This is a genomic window from Arthrobacter sp. 10L424, from assembly GCF_056395325.1.
Genome location: NZ_JBFTJH010000003.1, coordinates 192773 through 218288 on the forward strand (window position 1 = coordinate 192773; position 25516 = coordinate 218288).

Consider the following 25516-nt stretch of genomic DNA (forward strand, 5'->3'; position numbering starts at 1 on the left):
GGCGTTCACGCGGCGGTGACTCGACTGCGCGGGACCCTGCCCTGTCTGGAATTCCTGGCGTAGGCGCGGGAATGCTGACTGGAGAGGGCGATGATGAGGAGGATGTCCAGCGAGAGGCCCAGAAGGTTGGTCCCGAAGTCGACTGCCGGGCCGCCGTTGAGGACGCTGGCGGCCTGGGCAATGATGGCGGCGGCGCTGAGAAGCATGGCCGCGACCCTGGCGAGGTTTCCGCCTCGCAAAACGCCCCAGGCCAGGAGGATCTCTCCGATGCCGAACACCGCTAGTGCGGTTGCACCGGCCGTCGACGGGCCGGCCTGTCCTGCTTCGATGGCGGGATTGACACCGGCCAGCAGCGAGGCCGCGAGGACTAGCGCGGCGACTCCGCGAAAAAAGACGAGAACCCCGCCGAACAAGGTAGGGGCTGGCCGCCTGGCGCGGCTGCGCTCCGGCCCGCGGGGAGGCCCTGCCGGCGCGGCCACGGACGCGAGGTCGACCACCGGCAGGTCCCCGTCGGTGGAAATCGTGTCACCGCCTCCATTACGTGCATGGTATCCGGTGGAAAAATCCCGGATGACCGTGACCTCGGCCCCGGGTGCGGCCTTCTTCAGGGCGGCCAGGACGTGGTCTCTTTCGTCGTCGGTGTTCTCCCCGATCTTGTGCGTGATCTGCAGAGTGAACAGCGACAACCCTACGGCACGGTCGTACGTGCCGGCGGCAAGCCAGTCGACCCGGACGCCGCCCGGCAGCACCCACCCGGGCGGGCATTGCCAGAAGCGGACGTGATGGCGTTTGCCCGGGCTCCCGTCGACCTCCTGCTGATAGGCAAAGTCCTGCTGGCGGCCAAAGATGAACAGCGGACTGACCGGCGCCTCCTCGTAGCTTCGCCGGGTCAGGGTAGACACGATGATCCGCCGGCTGCTCGCCAGATCGACGTCGTCGGCCTGGGTCCAGCCCGCCCGGCGCATGGCGGCGTGGACCTGATCCTCGCTGCCGAGCAAGGCGATGTTGACCGGGTCACCCAGCAGGCCGTCGCTGGTCCGGGCCCGGCCAATGAAGTAATCCGGGAGATAAATCCTGGTCAGGATCCGGTGAACACGTGGCAGCACCAAGTACGCCAGGGCGGCCCAGAACACTACCGCGAACCAGGCCATGCCCGGCCGCAGGCTCTCTTCCAGTAGCAAGGTGGCGAGCCAGACGGCGGCCAAACCACTGAACACAAACAGTGCCCGGTCCAGCACGGTATCGGCGTTGCCCGGCAGTAGGCCGCTGCCCTGCTCTTTCACGGGTGTGGATCTTTCACAGGTGTCCGCCGTCGGCCCCGGTGCCCCGCGGCGCCAAGGTGACAGAGGCGACGCGTTTCAGCCCGGGATGCAGCTGGTCTCCGCCGTTCACGACGCCGCTCTGCCACCACAGTTTCAGCCCCTCGGGAGCCACCTCCAGGCAGGCCAGGTTGTTGTCGAACCATGGCCCCTTCACGCCGGACCAGCGGAACGGAGGGTCCGGGACCTTGGCAGAGCGGGCCACCAGGGCGCCGACCGGCGTGGCCAGGCCGTACGACATAACGGCTGCGAAGGACCTCATCAGCCGCGGCAGCGGATTGCGGATGGGGGAGCAAACGGCCTGCACGATCCGGCTGCCGGAGGTCCGCTCCACCTCCGAAACATAGGAGTAGTGGACGTCCCCGGAGAGGAAGGCGATGGTTTCCGGGGCGGGGCCTCGCTGGCCGTCGGCGACCTCTGTCACCATGGCCGCGACCTCCCGGAAACTGTTCTGGAAGGCCCCCCAGTGTTCCAGGTCCACCGCCTGGCGCAGCGTTTCGCCGGCCCGGGCGGCACGGGTTCCCCATGCACCTTGGGAAATTGCCTCGTTCCAGGACTCGACGTAATGCAGGCCCATCGGCAGCAGGAAAGGCAACGACGTTGCCACCAGCAGGTGGCGGAATCCGCCGCGCATCCGGCCGTCGAGCCAAGCCATTTCCGCCTTGTCGACGAGGGCGCGGTGGTCTGGTGTCAGGTCCCGGGCCGCCCGGGAATCCACCACGATCAGCCGAGTGTCTCCGAAGTCCCGGCAGTAGCTCCACCGGTACGATCCCGGGTCCTGATCTGCCCGGTCCGCGAAACTGTCCAGGGCTGCGCTGACATCGATCTCGTCCGGGCCCTCGTGCGCGGCGATCTGCTGCCAGATGGCATCCTCGTCGCGCTCTTGCGGTGAAAGATTCCCCAGGTGCTGGTACACCCAGTACGAGGCGAGCCCCGCGACAATCCGTTCATGCCACCAGGAGGTGGCTTCCATCTCCTTCTTCCAGCTGAGCGAGGTGTTCCAGTCATCGCGGATGTCGTGGTCATCGAAGATCATGGCGCTGGGCAGGGTGGACAGCAGCCACCGGTTGGCGGGGTCGGACCAGGCCAGATAGTAGAGGTGGGCGTATTCCTCGTAGTCCTTGAGCTCCTCGCCGGGAGGCGCCTCGATGTCGCGCCGGGCACGGATGAATTCCTGCATCTGGTCGCTGGTCAGGTCGGCGTACACCTGGTCGCCGAGGAAGGCCACCAGATCCGGCCACGGCAGGTCGCCGCCGGAGGCCATTTCCAGTGCGTAGGCGCGCAGTGAGTCGACGCCGTGGGTCCGGTTTCCGGACTTATCGTGCGGGACGCTGGTCCGGCAGGAGCCGTAGGCCATCCGGAGCGGCTTGCCGGTTGCCAGCGTCGCGACCATGGACGGCGGAAACCCCTGCCCGGGTTCTGGCCAGGCGTGGGTTCCGTTGATGTCGAGGAGGTACGGCGTCACCGTTCCAGGCTCCAGCCCGTCCAGCTCCACCAGCGCGTAGTGGTGGCCGTGAACTGCGAAAGTGCCGGCCTCCCACTGCCTGCCGCCGGCACGGATGGAGACCCGGGCAGCAGACCGGGTCTCCACCCAGACACTCGCCGAGGTCTCATCCACGTACCGCATCATGGGGCCGAGCAGCAGGGGAGTGGTCGTCATGACTCAGTTGTACCTGCTCGGCCCCGGGTCCGGCCATGGCCTTGCGGAAATGATCCGCTGCAGCTTAGACCGGCTCAGCGACAGTGCCCGGGGTGAGGCTTGCCCCGTAATGGATCGTTTCGGCCGGAACCACCACGGAGTCCGCCGGGATCGAAACCGCGGCGGCCGCCGTTCCCGTCGTCCTCGCAGGAACCCGCGGTCCCGCCCTGCCGGGGGTCGACGTCGTCGTCAACGACGACGAAGCCGGCGCCCGCGAGCCGCGACGGCGCACCTGCTTGCCCTGGGCCACCGGCGCGTCGAGCACCTGCAGGGACCGGATGAAATCGGCAGGCTCCGGCGTCCAGGCCGGCAAATTCATTCTGGAACGTCTCGGCAGTCCGGACGTGCCGCAGCGGCTGCATCTGGTCTCCAGCGAACTTCAGGTCCGCGGGTCCAGCGGTCAGCCCGGGGCCGCCAGGGCGTAGGTGGCGGTGGCGTAGGCCATGGCGCCGGACATTTCCTTGAATAGGTCCGCTTTGATGTTCCTTGTGGTGTCGCAGGCCTTGTGGTAGCACGAATCGAGGACCTTGCCGGCCTCCCCGCCGTAGGCCTGCACCTGGGCTTGGGTCTTTTTCTTCACCTCGCCGGTGAACAGCCCGCCACCGGGAATGCCTGCCCTGAGGAACGGGTCGTAATCGGAGTCGCCGTCGACAAAGGGCGTTGTTTCCGCCGGAAGCGAGTTCTCCTTGAAGTAGCGCTCGTAGACGGCCTCAATCCCGTCGGAGCCTTTGGGCCCGGCAGGTCCGGAATCGGACCCGTCGCCGTCGTGGAAGGACCGTACACCGTTCGGCGAGGCGGCCATATCCACGTTCAGGTAGGCCGCAGTCTGCTCCTTCCCGGCCTTGCTCAACTCGTTAACGTAATGCCGGGATCCGTCGAGGTCATTCTCCTCGGCGCCCCAGAACGCGAACACCACCCGGTTCACCGGAGTGATCCCTTTCTCCTTCATCCACTTTGCCGTCTCGAGGATGGCCGCGACGCCGCTGCCGTTGTCGTTGATTCCCGGCCCCTCTGGCACGGAGTCCAGATGCGCGCCCACCACCACGGTGTGATCGGCACTGCCGCCGGTCTCGGCCAGGATGTTGAAAGTCTCCACCTGCTTCTTGCGGTCACCGCGGTACGTGAACGTCTGCCGGACCGGGGAGTATCCGGCGGCGCGCAGCTGCTCCTCGACATACCGGCCGGATGCCTCATAGCCGGACGTGCCCGCCGCGCGGTTCCCGCCGTTGTCATCGGCAATCCGCTGCAGCGCCTCAAGGTGACCCATCATGCCCCGGCCCTTGAAATCTTCCAGTACCGACCGCGCGTCCACCCCGCCCACAGGCTCCAGCCGCGGAGCCTGGGCGCTGGGGCTCGTGGATCGAGGGGCCGCGGAGGTCCCCGGGCCGGTGGTCACTACGTCAGGCGGGGAGCCGGCCGCGTTCTCGGAAGTGCAGGCCGTCGCAGACAGCAGCAACACGGCCAGGATCGAAGGAAGTACATGCCTGCGCAGAGTCAACATGCTGGGAAACCCGTCGTTGGTCGGTTTCAGGCCGAAAGGTCAGGACGCTCGCGACTGATGCTGAGCAGGTCCGCGGCCGTCATTGAGTCCACGGATCGCACTATCAGTTGCATTCATTCTCGTGGATCCCGCTGTATCTTCAATAGCGGTTAGCTGTGAAAGTGCTGTGCGAATCGGGTGCCAAGGGAGACCAGACGAAAGGTTCGCCTGCGGCGGACGGACCCCCCCGGGCCACCGCCAGTCCGGATAGACTGGCGTGCACTATGGATGACCCTCCTTCACATATGCCCTCGCCCCTCGACTTCCTGACCGGATTCCCGGCCAACGCAGGAGAGGGGCGCCCGAATGTATGAATGGATTCTGATCGGCGTCGGCCTCCTCCTTACGGTTGGCACCGGTTTGTTCGTTGCCTCCGAGTTTGCCCTCGTCAACCTGGACCGCAACGATCTTGAAACGCGCCAGGCGCGCGGGGAGAAACGGCTCGCCCCCACCATCAAGGCGCTCAAGATCACGTCGACGCACCTTTCCGGCGCGCAGCTCGGCATCACGTTGACCACGCTGCTCACCGGCTACACCTTCGAGCCGGCCATCAGCAAGATGCTCAGCGGGCCCTTGACGGCAGCAGGGCTCCCCGAAGCGTTCGTCCCCGGAGTGGGCGCCGTCGCGGGTATCTTCATCGCCACGGTCTTCTCCATGGTGATCGGCGAACTGGTTCCAAAGAACTTCGCCCTCGCGCTTCCGCTGGCCACCGCCAAAGTCGTCGTCCCGTTCCAGACGCTGTTCACGACGGTCTTCAAGCCTGTGATTGTCCTGTTCAACAACACTGCCAATTCCATCATCAGGTCATTCGGCATTGAACCCAAGGAAGAACTCTCCGGAGCGCGCAGCGCCGAGGAATTGAGTTCCCTGGTGCGCCGCTCGGCGCTGGAAGGCGTCCTCGACCTCGACCACGCCGCCCTGCTGCACCGGACCCTGCGGTTCTCCGACCACAGCGCAGCGGATGTAATGACGCCGCGGGTGCGGATGGCGACGATCGGAGCCGACGAGACCGCGGAACATATCGTCAGCCTGGCAACCGCCACCGGTTACTCGCGGTTCCCGGTGATCGGGCGGGACCGGGACGACGTGCTTGGTGTGCTGCACGTCAAGCAGGCCTTTGCGGTGGCCCTCAACGACCGGGCGGGCGTGCAGGCAGCCGATCTTATGATCGAGCCGCTGCGGGTGCCCGAGTCCATGGGGGTCGACACCCTCCTGGGGCTGCTCCGCAGGCAGGGCCTGCAGGTGGCAATTGTCTCGGACGAGCATGGCGGCACGGCCGGCATCGTCACGCTCGAGGATCTTGTCGAGGAAATCGTGGGGGAGTTGGAAGACGAGCACGACCGGGCCAGGACCGGCGTCGTGCGGACCGGCCGGTCCGTGACGTTCGATGCAGCCCTCCGGCCGGACGAACTCCTGGACCGGACAGGCATCGCCGTCCCGGACGGCGAGGAGTACGACACCATGGCCGGTTTCGTTACCGACCGGCTGGACCGGATCCCCGAACTCGGTGATGCAGTAGCCATCGACGGCGGAACGCTGCGGGTGGAACGTGTGGCGGGCACGCACGTCGAGCGTCTTCGCTTTACGCCGGACGAGTCCACGGAGCCGCCCCGGAGCGCGCATGACCGGATCATCGACAACCTCACGCAGGAGCTGACCCATGAGTGAATATCTGCCAGGAATCCTCTGGCTCGTTGTCCTGCTGGCAGTGAATGCGTTCTTCGTCGGCGCCGAATTCGCCGTCATCTCGGCCCGGCGTTCGCAAATCGAACCCAAAGCCGAGGCCGGCAGCAAGGCCGCCAAGACCACCCTCTGGGCGATGGAACACGCCACCCTCATGCTGGCCACCAGCCAACTGGGCATCACGGTCTGTTCCCTGGTCATCCTCAACGTCTCGGAACCGGCGATCCACCACCTGCTGGAAATCCCCTTGGGACTGACCTCGCTGTCCGCCGAGACGATCAGTGTCGTTGCATTTATCGTGGCCTTGCTCCTCGTGACGTTCCTGCACGTGGTCTTTGGCGAAATGGTGCCGAAGAACATCTCCTTCTCCGTCCCGACCCGGGCGGCGCTCATCCTGGCCCCGCCGCTGGTGGTGGTGGCCCGTGTCTTCAACCCCGTCATCTGGACGCTGAACGGCATTGCCAACTCGATCCTTCGCCTCTTCAAGGTCGAGCCGAAGGACGAGGCCACGAGCGCCTACACCCTCGACGAGGTCGCAAACATTGTGGAGCAATCCACCCGCGACGGGATGCTGACGGACACCAGCGGTACCCTGACCGCGGCTTTCGAATTCACCGCCAAGACGGTGGCCGATGTGGCGGTGCCGATTCGCTCCATGGTCCTGCTGCCGTCAGCTGCCACCCCGGCCGACATCCAGCGGGCAGTCGCCGAACATGGCTACTCCCGGTACATCCTCACCAACGACGACGGCGCCCCCACGGGCTACCTGCACCTGAAAGACGTTATGGACCTAACGACGCCGGCGGCGTTCAACGAGGCGGTTCCCGCCAAGCGGATCCGCAAGCTCGCCTCCGCATTCAGCGGCAGCGAACTCGAAGACGCCCTGGCCGTGATGCGCCGCACCGGGGCGCATGTTGCCCGGGTCTTCGATGCCCACGGCGTGACCACAGGTGTGCTGTTCCTCGAGGACATCATCGAGGAACTCGTGGGTGAGGTCCAGGATGCCACCAGTGCCTAGATACCTAAGACCATCTGAACACCGGACAGCGCTGGGCCCACGGGCCAGTCCCTTTACGGAAGTTGAGCAGACATGACAGTTTCACCCCTCATCTGGGCAGCCACCATCGTCGTCATCCTGGCCCTGCTGGCCTTCGACTACTTCTTCCACATCCGCAAAGCACATGTGCCCACGCTGAAGGAGGCTGCCGCGTGGTCCAGCCTCTACGTGGGCCTGGCCGTGGTCTTCGGCATCCTGGTGTGGATCTTCGGTGGCACCGCGATGGGGTCGGAATATTTCGCGGGCTACATCACGGAGAAAGCTCTCTCCGTCGACAACCTGTTTGTCTTCCTGATTATCATTGCGAGCTTCCGCGTGCCCCGCGAGGACCAGCAGAAGGTGCTGCTCTTCGGCATCGTCTTCTCGCTGATCGCCCGCACCGGGTTCATCTTCCTCGGAGCCGCGCTGATCAATTCCTTCGCGTGGGTGTTCTACATCTTCGGCCTGATCCTGCTGATCACCGCGGGCAACCTGCTCCGGCCGAATGCCCACGGCGACGAACATGCCGACAACTTCATCATCAGGATTGCCAGGAAGCTCTTCCACACCACGGATCGCTACGACGGGGACAAGCTCTTCACCATCCAGGACGGCAAGCGGGCGCTCACGCCGATGCTGCTGGTGATGGTGGCGATCGGCGGGACCGACATTCTCTTCGCCCTCGACTCCATCCCGGCCATTTTCGGGCTGACCCAGAACGTGTATATCGTCTTCACCGCCACGGCGTTCTCCCTGATGGGCCTGCGTCAGCTCTACTTCCTGATCGACGGGCTCCTGGACCGCCTCATCTACCTTGCGTACGGCCTGGCGGCCATCCTTGCCTTCATCGGCGTCAAGCTGGTGCTCCACGCCCTGCACGAGAACAACCTGCCATTCATTAACGACGGCGAGCCGGTTCCCGTCGTCGAGATCAGCACCGGGCTGTCCCTCACCGTCATCATCGGAGTGCTTGTGATCACCGTCGTGGCCTCGCTGTTGAGCAAGGCCGGCAAGGCACAGACGTCGATCAACAATGCGCGGCGGCACGCCGTCAACTACCTCGACCTCGAATACACCGCTGACGCGGCTGAACGCGAGCGCATCTACCGGATGCTGACCGCGGAGGAAGCCCAGATCATGACCATGGACCTGAAGTACCGGGACAAGGCCAAGGACATCGACAAGATCCGGGAGCTGGTCGCGGAAGCGCACCGCCAGCACGAGGAGTATCTGGCCCGCTAGGCACCGGCCCGGCGCCGGAGGATGCGGGCCCGCAGGATGCGGGCCCGCAGGATGCGGGATCGGCAGGCGCGGACCAGCCCGGCGCCGATCCGGAGGACGCGGGCACGGCTGGCACGGGGCCGGCCGTGCCGCATTCCTTCCGCTGTCTGCCGGCGCCCGAGATGGCGGCTTGCACCAGGGAGAGGACCTCGCCGGTCGACCCGCCCGCAGGGATGTGGGTGAACCCGGAAAATTCTGGCAGGGATCGATAGGCGTCGCGCAGCGACACCAGGTCCTCAAGCCGTTCCGCGTCGGTGGCCCGTGCGAGGATTCTTGCGTGTGCCTCGCGGGGTTCAATGTCCAGGTAGATGACCAGGTCCGGCGCAGGGAGCGTCCGGATGAGCCAGGGAATGAAGCGTCCCCGCGGAAGTCCGTGCATCCCGCGGAGCGCAAGCTGGCAGTGGAGATGCCGGTCCATGACCACCAGGGTGTGGAATTTCCGGGCCCGGCGGTGGGAATTCAGGACATTGAAGGTGCGCACTGCACTTTCAATGACATCCGCGGCCCGTGGTGGCAGTTGCACGCCGAGCCTGGCGCCGAGCAGGGACATCCTGCGGCGGCCGGCGTAGTTGCGGAAGAGCCGGGCTTCGGTCCCCGCCTGGCGGGCGGCCGCGACGGTGGCCTCGGCCGCCGTCGTCTTTCCCGAGCCGTCAATTCCCGTGAGTACGATCAGCAAAAAAGCAGGCTCCTTCAGGTGTTGCGTGGTGGGGGCTACCTGACCCAACGAATGAACACGCCGGTTGATCCCGTCAGAGGTTGTGGGCCAGCAGCTCGAGACCGATGACCAAAAGGCTCAACACTACTTCGGCGCACACAATCACGGCTTTGTGGTGGAACGGCAGCTCGAGCCGGCGGATCGCCAGGTAGCCGATGACGAAGAGCGTGACAACGAGGACCACGATGGCCCATTGAAGGGCCACGGCCGTGGACCAAAGGCCGAGGCCGGCCGCAGTGAGGAGCAGGAGCGGAGTCACCAGGACGGTGAGTGACCCCGTGCAGACGGCGACCATGTGCTGCATCTCCGGGCCGCTGGGAAGCTGCGCATGGACCGTCAGGTGGCTCAGCAGGTCGGCGACGAAGATGCCCAGCAGGGAACCGACGACGACGATCGTCAGCGTGGCGGCTGCCGCGGCGGGTGTCGTCTCGTCTGCGTGGCTCCGCAGCGCCAGCACCACGGCCAGGCTGGTGAAGCTGATGTAGACGCGCTCCTTGAGGCTTGCCGCGCGCTGGCTGGCGGTCGGCTCCGGGCGCCCGGTCGGTTCGGTCGTATCCATCGAAGGCCTCCTTGTGCTGGGCGGGGCCGTCAGGCGCCGGGAGCCCGGTACCCGACGTCCCCGGCCATACGCAGGGCTTCGAGCGTTTCGTCGACGGTCAACAGCACCGTTGTCTCCATTGAGCTCAGGGCACCGCCACCGCAGATTGCCAGCGCCACCGCGGCCATGGAGACGTTGTTGGGGGCCTCCCAGAGGTTGTAGCCGTCGTGGCTGCCGAAGGCGTACCAGAAGCCGTGGAGTTTTCCTCCCACTGATTCGATGTAGGCCTGGGCGGCCTTCCCGCGGTCCTCCGGGTTGCTGATCATCCTGGCCCAGGTCTCAGGGGTGTAGCTGAACTTCGACAGGTAGAGCGGCATCGTCTTTCCCTTCGTTCGCGTCCGGGAGTGCGGATTACCCAAGGATGGCAGTCAGCCGCCGGGCCAGCAATGCCCGGCGGGCCCACCCGGGAGCCGGGCGGGAACAGCGCCGGTCACTGAGCGGCGCCGGCCAAGTAGTCCTTAAGGGCGTCGAGGATCGGCAGTTGGCCCTTGACCAGCTTGGTGCGGGCCTCGGGCTCTCCGGCCCACTTGGCGCCGTCCACCTCGGGGTAGTTCCGGACCACGCCGGATCCCTTCGGCCACTCCAAGGCAAAGGTGTTGCTCACGATCTGCTCGGGAGCATAGAAGCCGGCCTCTGCAGTGAAGACCGTGATGACCTTTCCCGAGGGTTGCCGGAAGGCGCCCAGCTGGAGGTACTCGACGGACGGTGCGGGGGTTCCCATTTCTTCGGCGAACTCGCGCCGCGCCGCGGCCAGGGGGTCCTCGTCGTCGAGGTATTCGCCTTTGGGAATCGACCAGGCGCGGGCATCCTTGCGCGCCCAGAATGGCCCGCCCATATGGGCTATCCACACCTCCACGTCCGCTCCGGCGCCCCGGCGGTAGAGCAGGATACCTGCGCTCCTGACCGTCATTGCGTGCCACCGCCTCCGGGCGGCCCGGGGGCATGGTCCCCTCCGTCGCCGGCTCCGGCACCGGCGGCCGGGAGGAACTGTCGGTTCCTGATCCGAGACTCCCCGAACTGGAGAGCCAGCGGCTCAATCTCCCACGGTCCGCGCTCCCGTGTCTTGGGCCGGCCCACGGCAATATGCGGTGTCCAGCGCGGATACCGGAATCCGAGGGCCCGCGAGCCGAGGATGAAGTCGTCCACATTGTCCACCAGCAGCTCGTCCAACAGCTCGTGCAGCGCCGTCACCAGGGAGACCTGGTAGTCACGCACATGTTGCGGCACATCCACTTCCAGGCCGCTTACGCGCCCGCCGCCGAGCAGGACCAGCCTCCCGGAGCTCGCGGTGAAACCTCCCAGCGCCGGCAGTCCCTCCAGCCAGGCAACCGTCGCGCTGGCCGCCTCCGCGGCAGTCGTGATGCCCTTGGTCCAGTCCGCGACGTCCTGGGCGAAGTCTGCCAGGACGCCGACGTGCAGCAGGGTTAAGTGGAGGCCCTGTTGCCTGCGCAGCCCGTCGACGCGGCCACCCAGTTCCTGGTAGTCGGAGGGGCCGGAGCCGATGGCGAGCACCGGCACCTCCACCGTCATCCGCGGAGCAGACTGCATCCGGTCTCCCTCCCGTCCCTGCCGGCCGTTGGTTCCAGTGCCACTATCCGACGGTGCCATTATCCACCCGGGCAACCATCCACCGGGCGGCGGAATCCGGACGCCCTGCGGTGTGCCCGCCGGTTCGACGCGGAAAGGCGCATGACACAATCAACGCAACGCCCGCATCGGACTCCCGCTGCCGCATCCTTCGGCCGGCGGACCAGTCCCGTCACCACAAAAGGAGCCTCGTGAGCAGCCCGATCCAGCACCAGAACGGACCTGATAGGGACGCGGCGGCAGGGAGCCTCACCGCCCCGGCATACCCGCAGCTGAGGCTCGATATCGATGCCCTCGACAACAACATCCGGGTGATGGCGTCCTGGTGCCGGCAGCGGGGCGTGGACCTTGCCCCGCACGTCAAGACAACGATGTCCGCACCGATCATCGCGCGCCAGGTGGCGTCCGGCGCCGTCGGCGTCACCGTGGCCACCGTGGACCAGGCCGGTTTGGCACTGGACTGGGGACACCGGCACGTCCTCATCGCCAATGAAGTGGTCGATCGGCACGGCCTGATGCGCCTCCGCTCATGGCTGGAACAAGATTCCGGACGGGAAATCCGCTGCTTCGTCGATTCGGCTCCCGGCATTGACGCGGCGGCCCGGGTGTTCGCTGGAGCTGCCGTCAGCCTTGAGGTACTGGTCGACGTCGGAACACCGGGCGGCCGCACCGGAGCCCGGAGCCTGGGCGACGCCCTTCGCCTGGCCGAGCTGGTCCACGGGACGCCCGGCCTCCGGCTCGCCGGCGTTGCCGGGTACGAGGGAGTGGTGCCCAACACCAGGGCGGAGTCCACGATTGAAGCCGTCGACCGGCACTGCCGGCTGGTGCGGGACGTGTTCGTGGCAGCCGCACGATACTTTGAGATTCCCGCCCCGATCTACTCCATGGGCGGGTCCGCGTTCCCGGACCGCATGGTGGAACACCTTCCCGATGACCGCCTGGTCCCCGGGACCCGGAGGATCCTCCGGTCCGGCTGCTACGTCACCCACGATCACGGCACCTACGCGGCCGTCAGTCCGGTACCGGGCCTCGTTCCCGCACTGTCGGTCCGGACCGTTGTCCTCTCCGTCCCGGAGGAGGGAATGGCCGTGGTCGGTGCCGGTAAGCGGGACCTGCCCTACGACGCCGGACTGCCGCTCTTCCTGTCAGCCCGCACCGCGGACGGCGCCCCCAAGGCCGGGGCGGCCGCCGTCGTGCGCAATCTTTACGACCATCACGCAGTCCTCACCGGGGCGAGCGGGCTGGACGTCACGGATATGGTCGACTTCGGGATCTCCCACCCCTGCTCGGCCTTCGACCGCTGGCCCGAATACGTCGTCACCGACGGCAGCGGGCGACCCATTGATGTGTGGAACACGGACTTCCACCGTTCGTCCCTGGCCTCGGGGAGCGCTACCGGTCAAAGGCCCTGAACAGGCCAATTGCTCTAAACAGAACGAGCCTGACGGCCTGGACCGCGGACTCCTGCCGGCAAGGCCCGTTCCAGATGATGAAGTTGGCGAACCGGTGCGCCCCGGGGCGGCCGGCGACCCGGGCGGCCGCATCCCGAACCGACTCCAGGTCCCCGGCCGTCAGGGGGAGCGGCGCTTCCCCGGGGTGCCAGGTCGAGCCGAGCGGAAAATCCCTGAACGGCCGGGCCGGCATTTCGATGTGGGCGCCGAGCACCACACTGACCGGGTGCGAAGCGCTGAAATCGCAGAGCCTGCGCAGCGAATCCTGGAACGCCGGAAAGTCCTGCACGTAGAGCCGGCCAGGGTAGACCGTGTCGCCGGTGAGCAGCATTCCTGTGGCCTCGTCGTAGACGGCGACGGCGGAAGGATGGTGCCCCGGCGTCGCGATCACCTCGAGCACCCGTCCGCCAAGGTCCATTCGGGCCGTGCCGTGGGGCCAGTTGTCGATTCCGAAGAACGCCGCGACCTCGCCGGCTGAGTGTCCCACGACCCGCGTGTGGGGCCTGCCGGTGAACTGTCCGTCCGCGGCGACATGGTCCCCGTGGGCGTGCGAGTGGGCGACGACGAGTTCGTAACTGTCCTTGGGGTGGCCGCGCAGCCAGTCCTCAATGAGCGTGTCGACTGTGGCCCGGAGCGGAAATTCGGTGGCTTCCGGCGTCGCGCCTGAATCAAGGAGGAAGGCGCGATCCTCGCCGAACAGCAGGTAGAGGAAAGGCGCCTCGAAATTGCTCGCGAAGCTCTGCCGGAGCAGCACCGTGTGGGGCGCGGCCATGTGCACCTGGATCGGCGGCGCCGCACTGCTCCCGCGGGACCGCGTCCCCGCGTACCAGCGCACGTCGAGATCGAGGCCGGTCACGGCGCTGGTTCTCCGTTCACGGCGCCCGCGGCACCTTGGCCATCGACGATTTCGCCCGCGTGATCGGCGATCCAGGTCACCAGCGGGAGCAGGACGCCAACAAGCCCGCGGCCGCGGTCCGTGAGGCTGTAGACGACCCTGGGCGGAATGACCGGCTGGGCATCGCGGCGGAGGAAGCCGTCCCCCTCCAGCGTCTTGAGCGTTTGGGCGAGCATCTTCTCGCTGATGCCCTCAGCCCGGCGCCGCAGTTCGCTCCAGCGCTGAGGGCCGTTCCACAGCGCGACCAGGATCAGCACGCCCCATTTGCTGGAGACATGGTCGAGGACCGTCCGGCTGGGACAACCGGCGGGAAAGATCCCGTCTGCGCCCTCGACGGCGGATGGGCCCGGCGCTGTACTTACTTCCATACCAGTACCTTACTTTAAGGTGCGTACTCTCTTCCGGGAAGCTTTGCCGATGCGGTGCCGTTGCTATGGATGTCAGCCATTCCCCCTGGTGTAAAGGACCATCATGACCATTGTTATCACCGGCGCCACCGGACAGCTCGGACGCCTTGTTGTTGAAGCCCTCCTCGATCAGAACGTTCCTGCGGGGCACATCGTTGCCGCAGGCCGGGATACTGCCAAAATCGCGGACCTCGCCGACCGGGGCGTCCAGGTCAAGAAGGTCGACTACAGTGACCCGGATTCGCTGCGCCAGGCCTTTGCCGGCGCCGAAAAGGTGCTCCTGATCTCCGGCAGCGAGGTCGGCCGGCGGCTGGAGCAGCACCGGAACGCCATCGCAGCCGCCAAGGATGCCGGCGTTGGGCTCATCGCCTACACCAGCATCGCCAATGCCGGCAGTACTGGCCTGCAGCTGGCGGCTGAGCATGAGGCCACCGAGTTGGCTCTGGAGGAGTCCGGCGTGCCGTTCACACTTCTCCGCAACGGCTGGTACCTGGAGAACTACACCGATCAGCTGGGCAGCTACGTCGAGCACGGAGCCGTGCTCGGGAGCGCCGGTGAGGGACGCGTCAGTGCCGCCACCCGCGCCGACTACGCCCGCGCCGCCGCGTCGGTGCTGCTCCTGGAAGGCCAGGCCGGAACGGTGTACGAGCTGGGCGGCGACGTGCCGTTCACCCTGCGCGAGCTGGCTGAGGAAGTCAGCTCCGCCGCCGGGCAGCCGGTGACATACCAGGATCTGCCCGTGGAGCAATACACCGAGGTGCTGGTGGAGGTGGGGCTGCCGGAGGCATATGCGGCCATCCTCGCGGACAGCGACCGTGGCATCGCCCGCGGCGAGCTGCTGGTGACCAGCGGTGACCTGAGCCGGCTCATCGGCCGGCCCACAACGTCCCTGCGGGAGGCCGTGCGGGCCGCTACGGGACGGTGACGGCTTCCTGAGGAACTTGCCCGGCCCCGCGCTGGGCCCCCGGGCCCCTTTCGGTCCGGCGTTCCTTCACGAAACAGACGAGTCCGGCGGCAAGGGTGGACGCCGCCGCGAGGGCGAAGAGCCCGGGCACCACGCTTCCTGTCTGTTCCTTGATGATGCCGAAACCGAAGGGGGCCACGAACCCGCCCAGGTTTCCCAGCGAGTTGATGATGGCGATGGCCGGCGCGAGGACCAGCGGATGCAGGCCCGACTGGGGGATGGTCCAAAACAGGGGAGTCGCACTTTTGAAGCCCATCGCTGCGACGGACAGGAAGACCAGCGCGAGGGCCGGGGTGGCGATGGCGGCAGCGAGCGTTCCGGCCGCGGCGACCAGCAGGGCAACGGCCAGCAGCGGCCGCCTGGATTGCGCTTTGTCCTGCCACCGGGCGGCAAAGTACATGGCGACTATGGCGCAGACCCATGGAACGGCGGACAGGAATCCCACACTGAGGTCAGTGGTTCCCGGGATCCGCCTGATGATGCTGGGGAGCCAGAAGGTGTTGGCGTAGACGGAGAGCTGGATGGCGAAGTAGATGCCGCACAGCAGCAGGATTTGCGGATTCAGGAGCATCTTCCAGCGGTTCAGCCGTCCTTGCTCCACGCCGGCGTGCCGGGCGTCCTCTTCCGCGATGGCAGCGCCCAGGGCGGACTTTTCACCGTCACTGAGCCACTTGGCGTCCTGGACCTTAGCGTCGAGCAGGAAGAACACAACGGCCCCGACCACCACGGAGAGCAAACCCTCAAACCCGAACAGCCACTGCCAGCCACGCAGGCCCAGGACGTTGTGGAGACTGAGCAGCAGCCCGGCGATCGGCCCCGAGATGGCCGCGGCGACGGAGGACCCGGCGATGAAGATTGCCGTAGCCTTGCCGCGCTGGCCGGCCGGGACCCAGCGGGCGAAGTAGAAGATGACGGCGGGGAAGAAGCCCGCCTCGGCGGCGCCCAGAAGGAACCGGAGTGCGTAGAACATCGCCTCGTCCTGCACGAATGCCATCAGGAACGCGACGATGCCCCAGCTGACCATGATCCGGGACAGCCAGATCTTTGCACCGTACTTTTCCATCATGACGTTGCTGGGCAGCTCGAAGATGGCATAGGCGATGAAGAATAGTCCGGCACCGAGGCCGTAGGCCGCGGCACCGATGCCCACGTCGGCTTCCAGCTGTGCCTGGGCGTAGCCGATGTTGGACCGGTTGAGCTGGTTGCAGACGAGCATGACCAGCAGAATGGGCAGCACGCGCTTAAAGAACTTCTTCGTGGCGGTTGCCACGTCCGTGACGGCGGTGTCGACAGACTGCATGCGGAGGGGTCCTTAGTTTTCGTCCCGGCGGCCGGACGCGGGCGCGCGGAGCCGGCGTCGGGAGTTTGCCAGGTGGTTCCGCATGGCGGCCGACGACGACGGTCCGTCGCCTTCCGCGATGGCGGCGTAGATGGACCCGTGTTCCAGCACCACCTGCTCGAAATGCTCCCGCACATAGTGCTCCCCGCCGGTCATGAGGCGGGTCCGGGGCATCGCGATCATCGTCTGTCCCAGCGAGGCCAGGCAGTCGGAATAGAACGGGTTGCCGGTGGCCGCGGCGATGGCCCGGTGGAATTCGTAGTCCGATTTCATGGCGTGCGCCGGGTGGGCGCCGCTGGCGGTGAACTCTTCCAGCGCCGTCCGGACCGCCTGCAGTTGGCGTTCCGAGTGGTTCCGGGCCGCCAGGGCAGCAGCCTCGGATTCGACGCCGATGCGGAACTCAAGCAGCTTTTCGCGGTCTTCCATACTGGCCACCGGCCGGCTCCCGGGGGCCGGCTGCGCGTCCGACGGGGGAGGAGTCAGCGCGAAGCTGCCCCGCCCCCGTTCAGTTTCGACGAGTCCTTCCGCCTGCAGACGGGTGAGCGCGGAACGGACCACTGTCCGGCTGACTCCGAATTCGCCGATCAGGGTGTTTTCGCTGGGGAGTTTGTCGCCCGGCTGGATGACGCCGTCAACAATACGCATGCGAAGATCGGCGGCGAGGTCCGCGGTCAGGTTCCGGCTCATGGGTCTAGGTTACTTGCCGAATGCCACCGACTCCGTCGTCCAGGCCCGCGCCTGGTCGCTGAGCGTAATGCCCAGGCCGGGGCGGTCCGGGACCAGCATGCGGCCTTTCTTGGTTTCGAGGCGTTCGTTGAAGAGCGGGTCCAGCCAGTCGAAGTGCTCCACCCATGGTTCGCGCGGGTAGGCCGCGGCGAGGTGGAGGTGGATTTCCATGGCAAAGTGCGGCGCCAGGCCGAGGCCGCGCTCGTCCGCGAGGGCTGCGAGCCGGAGGAACTGCGTGATGCCGCCGACGCGCGGCGCGTCGGGCTGGATGATGTCGCAGCCGTTGGCAGTGATGAGGCCCTTGTGTTCGGCGACGGACGCCAGCATTTCTCCCGTGGCGATGGGGGTGTCGAGGATCTGGGCGAGGTGCGCGTGGCCTTCAAAGTCGTAGGCGTCGAGGGGCTCTTCGATCCAGACGAGGTTGAATTCCTCCAGCTGGCGGCCCATCCGCAAGGCGGTGGCGCGGTCCCACTGCTGGTTGGCGTCCACCATAAGCGGGACGTCCCAGCCGATGTGTTCACGGATGCCGGCAACCCGGCGGAGGTCCTCGGCCGTGTCCGGCAGGCCCACCTTGATCTTGATGCCGCCGATTCCCTCGTCCAGGAGGACGCTGGCGCGTGCCTTGACCTCGTCGAGGGAGGCGTTCAGGAAACCGCCGGAGGTGTTGTAGGTCTGCACGGAGTCCCGGTAGGAGCCGAGGAATTTGGCCAGCGGCAGTCCGGCGCGCTTGGACTTGAGGTCGTAGAGGGCGATGTCGATGGCGGCGAGTGCCTGGGTGGCGACTCCGGAGCGGCCCACGGAGGCGCCCGCCCAGAGCAGTTTGGTGTAAAGCTTGCCGATGTCGTTCGGGTCCTCGCCGATGATGCCTTCGGCGACTTCCCGGGCATGGGCGTACTGGGCCGGGCCGCCGGCGCGCTTGGAGTAGCTGAAGCCGATGCCGCTGTGGCCCTGCTCGGTGGTGATTTCGGCGAAGAGGAAGACCACCTCGGTCATGGGCTTCTGGCGCCCGGTGAACACCTTCGCGTCGCTGATGGGAACGGCGAGCGGCAGCCTCGCGGTGGACAGCTTTACGTGGCGGATCAGATCAACGCTGGTCATGGATTCTCCCTGGAAAGTGATTGCCGGGCTGCGACGCCCGACAGATACTTATAGTACAAGTTGTAAGCTTGTATAACAAGTGGCTCTTGACGGGCAGTCAGCCCAGCAGCCACGCGACAACCAGCAGCGCGCCGACACTGAGGACGGTGGTGCAGAGGATCACGTCGCGGGCCATCGTGACGCCGCGGCCGTAGGGGGAGGCGAAGAGGAACACATTCTGGGCGGTCGGCAGGGCCGCCATGATGACGCTGGCGAGCAGGTGCTGGCCCTCCAGCCCGAACACGAAGCGGCCCAGCGCCCAGACGATGAGCGGCATTCCGGCAATCTTCAGGGCGGTGGCGACCAGCGTCTCAGTCCGGTCGTCCCCCTTTTGCAGCGGCGCCCTGCCGGCCAGTGAGAGGCCAAAGGCGAGCAGGACCATGGGAACAGCCCCGCCGGCCAGCATGTCGATGGGTTTCTGCAGGAGCTCCGGAGGGCTCCACCCGGTCAGGGCCACGGCGGCGCCCAGTCCGGAGGCGATGATCATCGGATTCGCGATGGGCTGGATCAGCAGCTTTTTCCACGAGATCCTGGCGCCTCCGGCCAGTCCCAGGACGGTGAGGTAGAACGGGGCCAAGACCAGGATCTGCACCAGCAGCACCGGGGCCACGTGCTGGGCCGTCCCCACGGCGTAGAGCGACACGGGGATGCCGATGTTGTTGGCGTTTGCGTAGCTGCTGGCCATGGCGCCGACGGCGGTTTCAGCGACGGGCCGCCGGAAGAACAGGAAGCTGAGCAGGCAATAGAGAAGCCCCACGGCCGCTGCGGAAAGCAGCGCCAGTGGGGCGTCCGTACCGAGCGCGGCGCGGATGTCGCTGCCGGCAACCACGGTGAACAGCAGCGCCGGGTTGGTGACGTAGAAGGCTGTGCGGGTGAGGGCGCCCTGGACCTCGGGTCCCAGGACCCGCAGCCGGGCGGCGAAATAGCCGACGGCGATGACGGCGGAGACGATCAGGATTCCGGAGACAACGCCGCCCAAAATAGGCCCTTCAAAGGTAGCTGCGGGCCGGGACCCGGCCAGGGTGGGATTCCGCACGGCCCTCTCCCCATGATTGAGGGAGGGCGGGCCGTGCGGAAGGATGGGGAAAGGATGCTGCCTACCGGACGCTGCCTAGCGGACGAGGCAGGGCCGCTTCGGGTCGAAGGCCCAGCCGTCGACGTAGTACTGCATGCCGATGCTGTCGTCGCGGGCATCGAGCCCGTGTTCGAGGTACAGCTGGTGTGCCTTGGCGAGGGCGTCGCGGTCCAGCTCGATGCCAAGGCCGGCGGCAACCGGCACGTCGATGGCGCCGTCCCGGATCTGCAGCGGTTGCTTGGTCAGTCCCTGGCCGTCCTGCCAGATCCAGTGCGTGTCCAGTGCCGTGATCTCACCCGGAGCGGCCGCTCCGGTGTGGGTGAACATGGCGAGGGAAATATCGAAGTGGTTGTTCGAGTGCGAGCCCCAGGTCAGGCCGAATTCGTGGCACATCTGCGCCACGCGGACGGAGCCGTGCATGGTCCAGAAATGCGGGTCCGCCAGCGGAATGTCGACGGCGTTGCTCCGGATCGCGTGGGACATTTCCCGCCAGTCCGTCGCAATCATGTTGGTCGCCGTCCTGAGCCCGGTGGCCCGGCGGAACTCCGCCATCACCTCGCGGCCGGAGAACCGACCCTCGGCGCCGCAGGGGTCCTCGGCGTACGCCACAACACCCTGCATCCGCTTGCCCAGCCGGATGGCCTCCTCCAGGAGCCAGCCGCCGTTGGGGTCGAGGGTGATCCGGGCCTCCGGGAAGCGCTTGGCCAAAGCCGTGACGACATCAACTTCGGCGTCGCCGGAGAGCACGCCGCCCTTGAGCTTGAAGTCGCTGAAGCCATAGCGCTCCTGCGCGGCTTCGGCCAGGGCCACAACGGCGTCGGGGGTCATGGCCTCCTGGCGGCGCAGCGCTTCCCACCGGTCCGACGGCGCTGCCTCCACGAGGTACGGAAGGTCCGTCCGCTCGTGGTCGCCAACGAAGAAGAGGTATCCGAGCATCGGCACCGAACTCCGCTGCTGCCCGTCGCCCAGGAGTTCCGCGACGGGGGCGCCGAGGAACTGGCCGTGCAGGTCCAGGAGTGCCGATTCGACGGCGGTGACGGCGTGGACGGTGGTGCGCAGGTCGAAGGTCTGGAGGCCCCGGCCGCCGGCGTCGCGGTCCGCGAACTCTGCCGAAATCCCGCGCAGCAGGGAGCGGTACCGCGCCACCGGCTGCCCGTTGATCAGCTTGCCGGCTTCCTCGATGGTGCTGCGGATCTTTTCCCCGCCGGGTACTTCACCGAGTCCTGTGCGGCCGTCCGAGTCCGTCACGATCACGATGTTGCGGGTAAAGAACGGGCCGTGCGCGCCGCTGAGGTTCATCAGCATGCTGTCGTGCCCGGCGACCGGGACCACTTCAACATGGGCAATGGTGGGCTGCGTGGTCACGCGTTGACCTCTGCTTTCTCTGTTGCCGCGGCATCTTCAACGACGCCGTCGATCCTGCGGTTCAGCCGCCACGGATTGCCGTCCTGAAGGGCCGCAGGGAGCAGTTCCTGCGGCAGGTTCTGGTACGCGACGGGCCGCAGGAAGCGGTTGATGGCCAGGGTGCCGACGGAGGTGGTGCGGGTGTCCGACGTGGCGGGGAAGGGGCCGCCGTGGACCATGGCATGCCCGACCTCGACGCCGGTGGGCCAGCCGTTGACGATGATGCGGCCGACCTTCTGTTCCAGTGCCGGAAGAAGCCGCGCCGCCGTTGGGTAGTCCGCTTCGGTCAGCTGCAGGGAGGCGGTGAGCTGGCCCTCCATGTTGCGGGTCGCGTCGATCAGCTCCTCGGCGGTGGAATACCGGATGACGAGGCTCGCTGCACCGAAGATTTCCGCATGCAGCACGTGGTTGCTGATGAAGTCGGCGATTCCGGTGCCGAAAATCGTCGGTGCCGGCGCGTTTTCGGTGCCACCGGCGGAACCCCGTCCGACGACGGTCACGTTGTCGGCAGAGCCGAGTGCGTCGGCGCCGTCGTTCCAGGAGCCGGCGATGCCTGCGGTCAGCATGGTCTGGCCGGCGCAGGCGGATACTGCGCGACCGACGGCGGCAGCCAGTTTGTCTCCGGCCTCGCCAGCGGGGGCGAAGAGGAGTCCGGGGGAGGTGCACAACTGGCCGGAGCTGCCGGTGACGGCGGCAACATACTGCTGTGCCAGTGCGCTGATGTCTTCGGCGTTGCCGGCGAGGGCACCGGGGAAGACGAACACCGGGTTGAGCGAGGACATTTCCGCATACACCGGAATCGGTTCCGGCCGTGCGGCCGCGGTGCGCATCAGGGCGATGCCGGCGGACTGCGAGCCCGTGAATCCCACTGCTTTGATCGCCGGATCCGCCACGAGGGCCTGGCCAATGCTGCTGCCGGGGCCGTAGACCAGCGAGAACACGCCGGGGTGGAGGCCGAAGTCCGTCACTGCCTTGGCGATTGCCTGCCCGACGAGTTCCCCTGTGCCCGGGTGGGCGTTGTGCGCCTTGAAGACCACGGGACAGCCGGCGGCAAGCGCGGAGGCGGTGTCTCCGCCCGCCGTCGAGAAGGCGAGCGGGAAGTTGCTGGCGCCGAAGACAGCGACGGGTCCCAGCGGGATCTGGCGCTGGCGGATGTCGGCACGGGGCAGGGGAGCGCGGTCCGGCAGCGCCGGGTCGATCCGGACGCCGCGGAAATCGCCGTGCCGCACGACGTTCGCGAAAAGCCGCAACTGGCCGGTGGTGCGCGCACGCTCGCCCTGTAGCCGGGCCGCGGGCAGGCCGGTCTCCTGGCCTGCCCGAATGATCAGCTCGTCGCCGATTGCCTCGATGTTGCTGGCGATGGCATCCAGGAACCCGGCATGCGTCTCGGGATCGAGCGTGCTGAAGGATTCAAAGGCGGCCGCGGCGGCCGAGGTCGCCGTCGCGAGTTGTTCCTCCGTAAGCAGCGTGTACTCCGGCTCGAGGCGCTCGTTGCTCGCGGGGTTGAGGCCGAAGGTGGTTTTGCCGTCGCCGGGGACGGGGCGGCCGGCGATCAGGGAGTGTCCGGTAAGGGTCACGGGTTCCTCCTAGGAAACTTTTGCGATGAGGGCAGTGAGGTCCGCAAGATCCTGCGGGGCCAGGTTCTGCAGCGGGGGCCGGACGCCGCCGGCGGAGCGGCCGATCGCGTCGAGCCCGCCCTTGACGATGGAGACGGAGTAGCCCTTGACCCGGTCCCGGATGTCTAGGTACGGGATAACGAAGTCGTTGAGCTTCTTGTTCACCGCAACCCGGTCGTTGTTGCGGACGTCCTGGTAGAAGTCCAGGGCGAACTGCGGGACGAAGTTGTACATCGCGCTGGAGTAGGTGCTCATGCCCAGCTGCAGGAGCGGGAGGGCGAACGTTTCCGCCGTGGGGAGACCGCCGAGGTAGAACAGGCGGTCGCCGAGCTTGGCGTAGACGCGGGCGTCGTGTTCCAGGTCGCCCACGCCGTCCTTGAAACCGATGAGGTTTTCGTGGCGGTCGGCCAGGGTGGCGACCGTGGTGTCCTTGTAGATCGCGTTGGCACGGTTGTAGATGATGACGCCCAGCGAGGTGGCGCTGCAGATGGCGCTGACGTGCTCGATCAGTCCACCCTGGTCTGCCTCCGTCAGGTAGGGCGGGAGGAGCAGGAGGCCGTCCGCGCCCGCGGCTTCGGCGGCCTGCGCGTTCTCGATGGCCTGGGCGGTGGAGCCGCCCGCCGAGGCCAGCACGGGAACAAGCGCGCCGACCTCGTCGACGGCGGCGCGGACCACGCGCTCGGATTCGGCCGGCGTCAGGGAGAAGCCCTCGCCGGTACCGCCCGCTGCGAACAGTCCCGCAACGGGGAAACTGGCCTGCCAGGCCAGGTGCTTGCGGTAGTTCTCCTCGTCGAACTGCAACTGCGCATCGAACGACGTGACGGGGAAGGAGAGCAGGCCCTCCTTGAGGGCGTTGGCCAGTTCCTGGGGTGTGTATTTTGCCACGATGTGTCCTCCGGATGGGCGCCGTGATCGGCGCAAGTGGGTGTGGTTCCCCTTCAGCGTAGGCGCGGCTTCCATGCCTGTCTAAGTTCATTTTTGTATGTATTGATACCCTGCGTGCATCGCTTGTGCGATTAGTCCATTTGATACTCAAGTTCCGTGAGCAGGCGACCCAGAGCGGGGTTCGTCACCTTGCGGTTCCAGATCGCATGAAGTTCCACGGGATCCCCCTGGCTGCCGCTCAGCGGCAGGAACTCAACAGCCTGGATCCCCAAGGCCGTGGCGGAGTGCGGCACGAAGGCGACTCCGCGCTTGGCCGCAACCAGCGCAACCATGGTGAGGATCTGGCTGACGGTATGGACGACGTTGCCGTGCTGGATGGGAAAAGTACGGACCACGAGGTCGTAGAAGTACCGGGCCTGCTGCGGTGAGTGCATGATGAGCGGCTCGTCTTTGAGTTCGTCGTTGTCGATCTCCCGGCCCAGACCCGCCAGCCGGTGGCCGGACGGGACGGCGAGCACAAGGGACTCGCGGTACAACAGGTGGGAATCGAAGATTTCGCCGTCGAAGGGTGGTCTGGCCAATCCCAGATCCAGTTCCCCGGTCTGCAGTGCCTGGACCTGCTCGCCGGACACCAGTTCCTGGAGGTCGATGTCGACGTCGGGCAGTCTGGTGGAGATTTCCTCCAGCAGGGGGCCCAGGATGCTGAGGCCGCTGGCGGCGGTGAACCCGATGCGCAGCAGCCCCGAGCGGCCCGAGGCGATGCGCCGCGCGGTCAAAGGGGCACGTTCGGCGAGCGCCAGCAGGCGCCTGGCCTCGTCGAGGAAGGCCACGCCGGCGTGGGTCAGCTGAACCTTCCGGTTGTCGCGTTCGAGGAGTTCGGCACCGACGCTCCGCTCCAGCTTCTGGATCTGCCGGCTCAGTGGCGGCTGGGTCATGTTCAGGCGTTCCGCCGCGCGGCCGAAGTGAAGCTCCTCAGCCACTGCGATGAATCCGGCCAGCTGGTCAAAGGTAAACATAATGCCTTCCGGGTATCACTCGATGCATATTTGGGCTTAGACATGCATCATAGCGCTCCCTACACTCGATTCAGCGAACCTGAGTGATGCGGTTCACATGCTTTCCGGGGCCCGGCCCCGACCACCAACGAGGAGTTCCAATGATGCACTTCCCTTCGCGCCGTACCGTCCTCGGTGCGGCATCCGCCGTCGCGCTGCTGGCAATGACTGCCTGCGGCAACGTCGCAGGCGGCAGTACCGACTCCACCAAATACCCCAATGGGCCCGTCAACTTCACCGTTGGCCAGGCGCCGGGTGGCAGCACCGACCTCATTGCCCGGGCGATCGCGGAAGGCGCCACCAAGACCCTCGGGGCGCCGATGCCCGTGGTGAACAAGCCCGGCGCCAACGGTGCGCTGGCCAGCAAGGAAGTGGCGGGCAAGCCGGCCGATGGCCAGAACCTGGTCTTGCTCAACGCCTCCTTGATCACCATCACCCCGCTGGCCGTCACAGCGGACGAGGCCGTAAACATTGACGACTTCGACGTCATCGCCGGGTTGTCGCAGGACGACTACGTGCTGGTGGCCAGCGGGCAATCCGGGTTCAAGTTCATCAAGGATGTGACAGGGGCGGGCCGAAACATCACTTTCGGCACCACCGGCGTGGGGACCGGCAGCCAGCTGGCCCAGAAGGTGCTGTTCAAGCAGGCAAACGTGCAGGGAACGGACGTGCCCTTCGACAGTGGTAAGCCGGCCCTGACGGCCGTCCTGGGAAACCAGGTCGAACTGGCAACGGTGCAGCTCGGGGAAGCGATGCCGCAGATCAAGGCCGGCAAAGTGACCCCGCTGCTGGTCTTCTCCGAGGAGCGCAACTCCTTCCTGCCGGACACGCCCACCGCCAAGGAATCGGGCTACGACGTTCCCGTGGCCCAGTACCGTGCGGTCGCTGCACCGAAGGGCACTCCGCAGAACGTCAAGGACAAGCTGCTCGCCGCGTTGCAGGAGACGTTCAAGTCCGATGCCTACAAGTCGTTCAATGAGCAGAATCTCCTGACCCCGAAGGAGATCTCCGGCGAGGAAGTCGTTACGCAGTGGAAGGACTACGCCGCGAAGTACAAGTCCCTGGTGGAGAAGTACAGCATCAGCCTCAACGGAACCAAGTGAT

25 protein-coding genes are annotated in these 25516 nt (G+C 66.6%); 6 read left to right on the forward strand and 19 right to left on the reverse strand.

Features of this window, described 5'->3' with window-relative positions; all coding sequences use genetic code 11:
- Positions 1 to 5: 5 nt before the first annotated feature.
- The 4 genes from AC1DC5_RS06450 to AC1DC5_RS06465 form a co-directional block, all read right to left on the reverse strand.
- Positions 6 to 1283 carry an LssY C-terminal domain-containing protein gene (locus tag AC1DC5_RS06450; protein WP_476864591.1) on the reverse strand — a complete coding sequence of 426 codons (1278 nt, stop codon included), beginning with the start codon at positions 1281 to 1283 and terminating at the stop codon, positions 6 to 8.
- A gap of 13 nt (positions 1284 to 1296) precedes the next feature.
- Entirely contained in the window at positions 1297 to 2979 is a 1683-nt protein-coding gene (locus AC1DC5_RS06455; RefSeq protein ID WP_476864592.1) for an alkaline phosphatase D family protein, read from the reverse strand.
- A 64-nt stretch (positions 2980 to 3043) separates the two neighbouring features.
- Positions 3044 to 3337, reverse strand: coding sequence for a hypothetical protein (locus AC1DC5_RS06460; RefSeq protein ID WP_476864593.1), 294 nt, complete (start codon positions 3335 to 3337; stop codon positions 3044 to 3046).
- 81 nt (positions 3338 to 3418) lie between these two features.
- Positions 3419 to 4414, reverse strand: coding sequence for a M20/M25/M40 family metallo-hydrolase (locus AC1DC5_RS06465; RefSeq protein WP_441403897.1), 996 nt, complete (start codon positions 4412 to 4414; stop codon positions 3419 to 3421).
- A gap of 450 nt (positions 4415 to 4864) precedes the next feature.
- On the opposite strand from AC1DC5_RS06465, the gene AC1DC5_RS06470 reads away from it, so the two are divergent.
- The 3 genes from AC1DC5_RS06470 (at position 4865) to AC1DC5_RS06480 (ending at position 8519) form a co-directional block, all read left to right on the forward strand.
- Positions 4865 to 6226 carry a hemolysin family protein gene (locus AC1DC5_RS06470; RefSeq protein ID WP_476864594.1) on the forward strand — a complete coding sequence of 454 codons (1362 nt, stop codon included), beginning with the start codon at positions 4865 to 4867 and terminating at the stop codon, positions 6224 to 6226.
- Positions 6219 to 7259, forward strand: coding sequence for a hemolysin family protein (locus AC1DC5_RS06475; protein ID WP_476864595.1), 1041 nt, complete (start codon positions 6219 to 6221; stop codon positions 7257 to 7259). Before AC1DC5_RS06470 ends, AC1DC5_RS06475 begins: the two co-directional genes overlap by 8 nt.
- A gap of 72 nt (positions 7260 to 7331) precedes the next feature.
- Complete coding sequence (locus tag AC1DC5_RS06480; RefSeq protein WP_476864596.1) at positions 7332 to 8519, forward strand: TerC family protein; 1188 nt, start codon at positions 7332 to 7334, stop codon at positions 8517 to 8519.
- Here AC1DC5_RS06480 and AC1DC5_RS06485 read toward each other — a convergent pair.
- The 5 genes from AC1DC5_RS06485 to AC1DC5_RS06505 form a co-directional block, all read right to left on the reverse strand.
- Positions 8413 to 9282: a dTMP kinase gene (locus AC1DC5_RS06485; protein ID WP_476864597.1), complete on the reverse strand. Its 870-nt coding sequence runs from the start codon at positions 9280 to 9282 to the stop codon at positions 8413 to 8415. The two genes, AC1DC5_RS06480 and AC1DC5_RS06485, sit on opposite strands and share 107 nt — an antisense overlap.
- A gap of 25 nt (positions 9283 to 9307) precedes the next feature.
- Positions 9308 to 9832: a hypothetical protein gene (locus AC1DC5_RS06490; RefSeq protein WP_441403902.1), complete on the reverse strand. Its 525-nt coding sequence runs from the start codon at positions 9830 to 9832 to the stop codon at positions 9308 to 9310.
- A 29-nt stretch (positions 9833 to 9861) separates the two neighbouring features.
- Complete coding sequence (locus AC1DC5_RS06495; protein WP_441403903.1) at positions 9862 to 10188, reverse strand: GYD domain-containing protein; 327 nt, start codon at positions 10186 to 10188, stop codon at positions 9862 to 9864.
- Positions 10189 to 10301: 113 nt separating this feature from the next.
- Positions 10302 to 10781 (reverse strand): NUDIX hydrolase, encoded by a 480-nt coding sequence (locus AC1DC5_RS06500; RefSeq protein ID WP_441403904.1) that lies wholly within the window; start codon positions 10779 to 10781, stop codon positions 10302 to 10304.
- Complete coding sequence (locus AC1DC5_RS06505) at positions 10778 to 11419, reverse strand: hypothetical protein (protein WP_476864598.1); 642 nt, start codon at positions 11417 to 11419, stop codon at positions 10778 to 10780. Before AC1DC5_RS06505 ends, AC1DC5_RS06500 begins: the two co-directional genes overlap by 4 nt.
- Positions 11420 to 11649: 230 nt before the next feature.
- Here AC1DC5_RS06505 and AC1DC5_RS06510 point away from each other — a divergent pair, with 230 nt between their 5' ends.
- Positions 11650 to 12870 carry an alanine racemase gene (locus tag AC1DC5_RS06510; RefSeq protein WP_441403906.1) on the forward strand — a complete coding sequence of 407 codons (1221 nt, stop codon included), beginning with the start codon at positions 11650 to 11652 and terminating at the stop codon, positions 12868 to 12870.
- Here AC1DC5_RS06510 and AC1DC5_RS06515 read toward each other — a convergent pair.
- Both AC1DC5_RS06515 and AC1DC5_RS06520 read right to left on the reverse strand, forming a co-directional pair.
- Positions 12851 to 13765, reverse strand: a complete 915-nt coding sequence (locus AC1DC5_RS06515; RefSeq protein ID WP_476864599.1) for an MBL fold metallo-hydrolase — start codon at positions 13763 to 13765, stop codon at positions 12851 to 12853. The two genes, AC1DC5_RS06510 and AC1DC5_RS06515, sit on opposite strands and share 20 nt — an antisense overlap.
- Positions 13762 to 14172 carry a winged helix-turn-helix transcriptional regulator gene (locus AC1DC5_RS06520; protein WP_476864600.1) on the reverse strand — a complete coding sequence of 137 codons (411 nt, stop codon included), beginning with the start codon at positions 14170 to 14172 and terminating at the stop codon, positions 13762 to 13764. Before AC1DC5_RS06520 ends, AC1DC5_RS06515 begins: the two co-directional genes overlap by 4 nt.
- A gap of 103 nt (positions 14173 to 14275) precedes the next feature.
- Between AC1DC5_RS06520 and AC1DC5_RS06525 the strand changes: the two genes are divergently transcribed.
- Positions 14276 to 15136: an SDR family oxidoreductase gene (locus AC1DC5_RS06525; RefSeq protein ID WP_476864601.1), complete on the forward strand. Its 861-nt coding sequence runs from the start codon at positions 14276 to 14278 to the stop codon at positions 15134 to 15136.
- Here the strand turns inward: AC1DC5_RS06525 and AC1DC5_RS06530 are convergent.
- The 8 genes from AC1DC5_RS06530 to AC1DC5_RS06565 all read right to left on the reverse strand — a co-directional run bounded on the left by AC1DC5_RS06530 (position 15123) and on the right by AC1DC5_RS06565 (position 24373).
- Positions 15123 to 16475 (reverse strand): MFS transporter, encoded by a 1353-nt coding sequence (locus AC1DC5_RS06530; RefSeq protein WP_476864602.1) that lies wholly within the window; start codon positions 16473 to 16475, stop codon positions 15123 to 15125. The two genes, AC1DC5_RS06525 and AC1DC5_RS06530, sit on opposite strands and share 14 nt — an antisense overlap.
- Before the next feature lie 12 nt (positions 16476 to 16487).
- Complete coding sequence (locus tag AC1DC5_RS06535; RefSeq protein ID WP_441403911.1) at positions 16488 to 17201, reverse strand: FadR/GntR family transcriptional regulator; 714 nt, start codon at positions 17199 to 17201, stop codon at positions 16488 to 16490.
- 9 nt (positions 17202 to 17210) lie between these two features.
- A complete protein-coding gene (locus tag AC1DC5_RS06540; RefSeq protein ID WP_441403912.1) occupies positions 17211 to 18338 on the reverse strand; it encodes an L-talarate/galactarate dehydratase in 1128 nt (375 codons plus the stop codon).
- Positions 18339 to 18435: 97 nt separating this feature from the next.
- Positions 18436 to 19356, reverse strand: coding sequence for an AEC family transporter (locus tag AC1DC5_RS06545; protein ID WP_476864987.1), 921 nt, complete (start codon positions 19354 to 19356; stop codon positions 18436 to 18438).
- A 132-nt stretch (positions 19357 to 19488) separates the two neighbouring features.
- Entirely contained in the window at positions 19489 to 20817 is a 1329-nt protein-coding gene (locus tag AC1DC5_RS06550) for an enolase C-terminal domain-like protein (RefSeq protein ID WP_476864603.1), read from the reverse strand.
- Positions 20814 to 22433: an aldehyde dehydrogenase (NADP(+)) gene (locus tag AC1DC5_RS06555; RefSeq protein WP_476864604.1), complete on the reverse strand. Its 1620-nt coding sequence runs from the start codon at positions 22431 to 22433 to the stop codon at positions 20814 to 20816. The genes AC1DC5_RS06550 and AC1DC5_RS06555 overlap by 4 nt, the downstream gene beginning before the upstream one ends.
- Positions 22434 to 22442: 9 nt before the next feature.
- Positions 22443 to 23357 (reverse strand): 5-dehydro-4-deoxyglucarate dehydratase, encoded by a 915-nt coding sequence (gene kdgD / locus AC1DC5_RS06560; protein WP_441403915.1) that lies wholly within the window; start codon positions 23355 to 23357, stop codon positions 22443 to 22445.
- Between the two features lie 131 nt (positions 23358 to 23488).
- The gene (locus AC1DC5_RS06565; RefSeq protein WP_476864605.1) at positions 23489 to 24373 is read right to left on the reverse strand and encodes a LysR family transcriptional regulator; all 885 of its coding nucleotides are present in this window, start codon (positions 24371 to 24373) and stop codon (positions 23489 to 23491) included.
- A gap of 140 nt (positions 24374 to 24513) precedes the next feature.
- On the opposite strand from AC1DC5_RS06565, the gene AC1DC5_RS06570 reads away from it, so the two are divergent.
- Complete coding sequence (locus AC1DC5_RS06570) at positions 24514 to 25515, forward strand: Bug family tripartite tricarboxylate transporter substrate binding protein (RefSeq protein WP_476864606.1); 1002 nt, start codon at positions 24514 to 24516, stop codon at positions 25513 to 25515.
- The last annotated feature ends 1 nt before the right edge of the window (position 25516 follow it).

Coding starts and splice junctions, on each gene's coding strand:
- AC1DC5_RS06535 (WP_441403911.1), bottom strand. CDS start 17,201: ATGAGCCGGAACCTGACCGCGGACCTCGCCGCCGATCTTCGCATGCGT.
- AC1DC5_RS06500 (WP_441403904.1), bottom strand. CDS start 10,781: ATGACGGTCAGGAGCGCAGGTATCCTGCTCTACCGCCGGGGCGCCGGA.
- AC1DC5_RS06505 (WP_476864598.1), bottom strand. CDS start 11,419: ATGCAGTCTGCTCCGCGGATGACGGTGGAGGTGCCGGTGCTCGCCATC.
- AC1DC5_RS06540 (WP_441403912.1), bottom strand. CDS start 18,338: ATGACCAGCGTTGATCTGATCCGCCACGTAAAGCTGTCCACCGCGAGG.
- AC1DC5_RS06470 (WP_476864594.1), top strand. CDS start 4,865: ATGTATGAATGGATTCTGATCGGCGTCGGCCTCCTCCTTACGGTTGGC.
- AC1DC5_RS06475 (WP_476864595.1), top strand. CDS start 6,219: ATGAGTGAATATCTGCCAGGAATCCTCTGGCTCGTTGTCCTGCTGGCA.
- AC1DC5_RS06490 (WP_441403902.1), bottom strand. CDS start 9,832: ATGGATACGACCGAACCGACCGGGCGCCCGGAGCCGACCGCCAGCCAG.
- AC1DC5_RS06570 (WP_476864606.1), top strand. CDS start 24,514: ATGATGCACTTCCCTTCGCGCCGTACCGTCCTCGGTGCGGCATCCGCC.
- AC1DC5_RS06525 (WP_476864601.1), top strand. CDS start 14,276: ATGACCATTGTTATCACCGGCGCCACCGGACAGCTCGGACGCCTTGTT.
- AC1DC5_RS06460 (WP_476864593.1), bottom strand. CDS start 3,337: ATGAATTTGCCGGCCTGGACGCCGGAGCCTGCCGATTTCATCCGGTCC.
- AC1DC5_RS06455 (WP_476864592.1), bottom strand. CDS start 2,979: ATGACGACCACTCCCCTGCTGCTCGGCCCCATGATGCGGTACGTGGAT.
- AC1DC5_RS06520 (WP_476864600.1), bottom strand. CDS start 14,172: ATGGAAGTAAGTACAGCGCCGGGCCCATCCGCCGTCGAGGGCGCAGAC.
- AC1DC5_RS06530 (WP_476864602.1), bottom strand. CDS start 16,475: ATGCAGTCTGTCGACACCGCCGTCACGGACGTGGCAACCGCCACGAAG.
- AC1DC5_RS06480 (WP_476864596.1), top strand. CDS start 7,332: ATGACAGTTTCACCCCTCATCTGGGCAGCCACCATCGTCGTCATCCTG.
- AC1DC5_RS06495 (WP_441403903.1), bottom strand. CDS start 10,188: ATGCCGCTCTACCTGTCGAAGTTCAGCTACACCCCTGAGACCTGGGCC.
- AC1DC5_RS06565 (WP_476864605.1), bottom strand. CDS start 24,373: ATGTTTACCTTTGACCAGCTGGCCGGATTCATCGCAGTGGCTGAGGAG.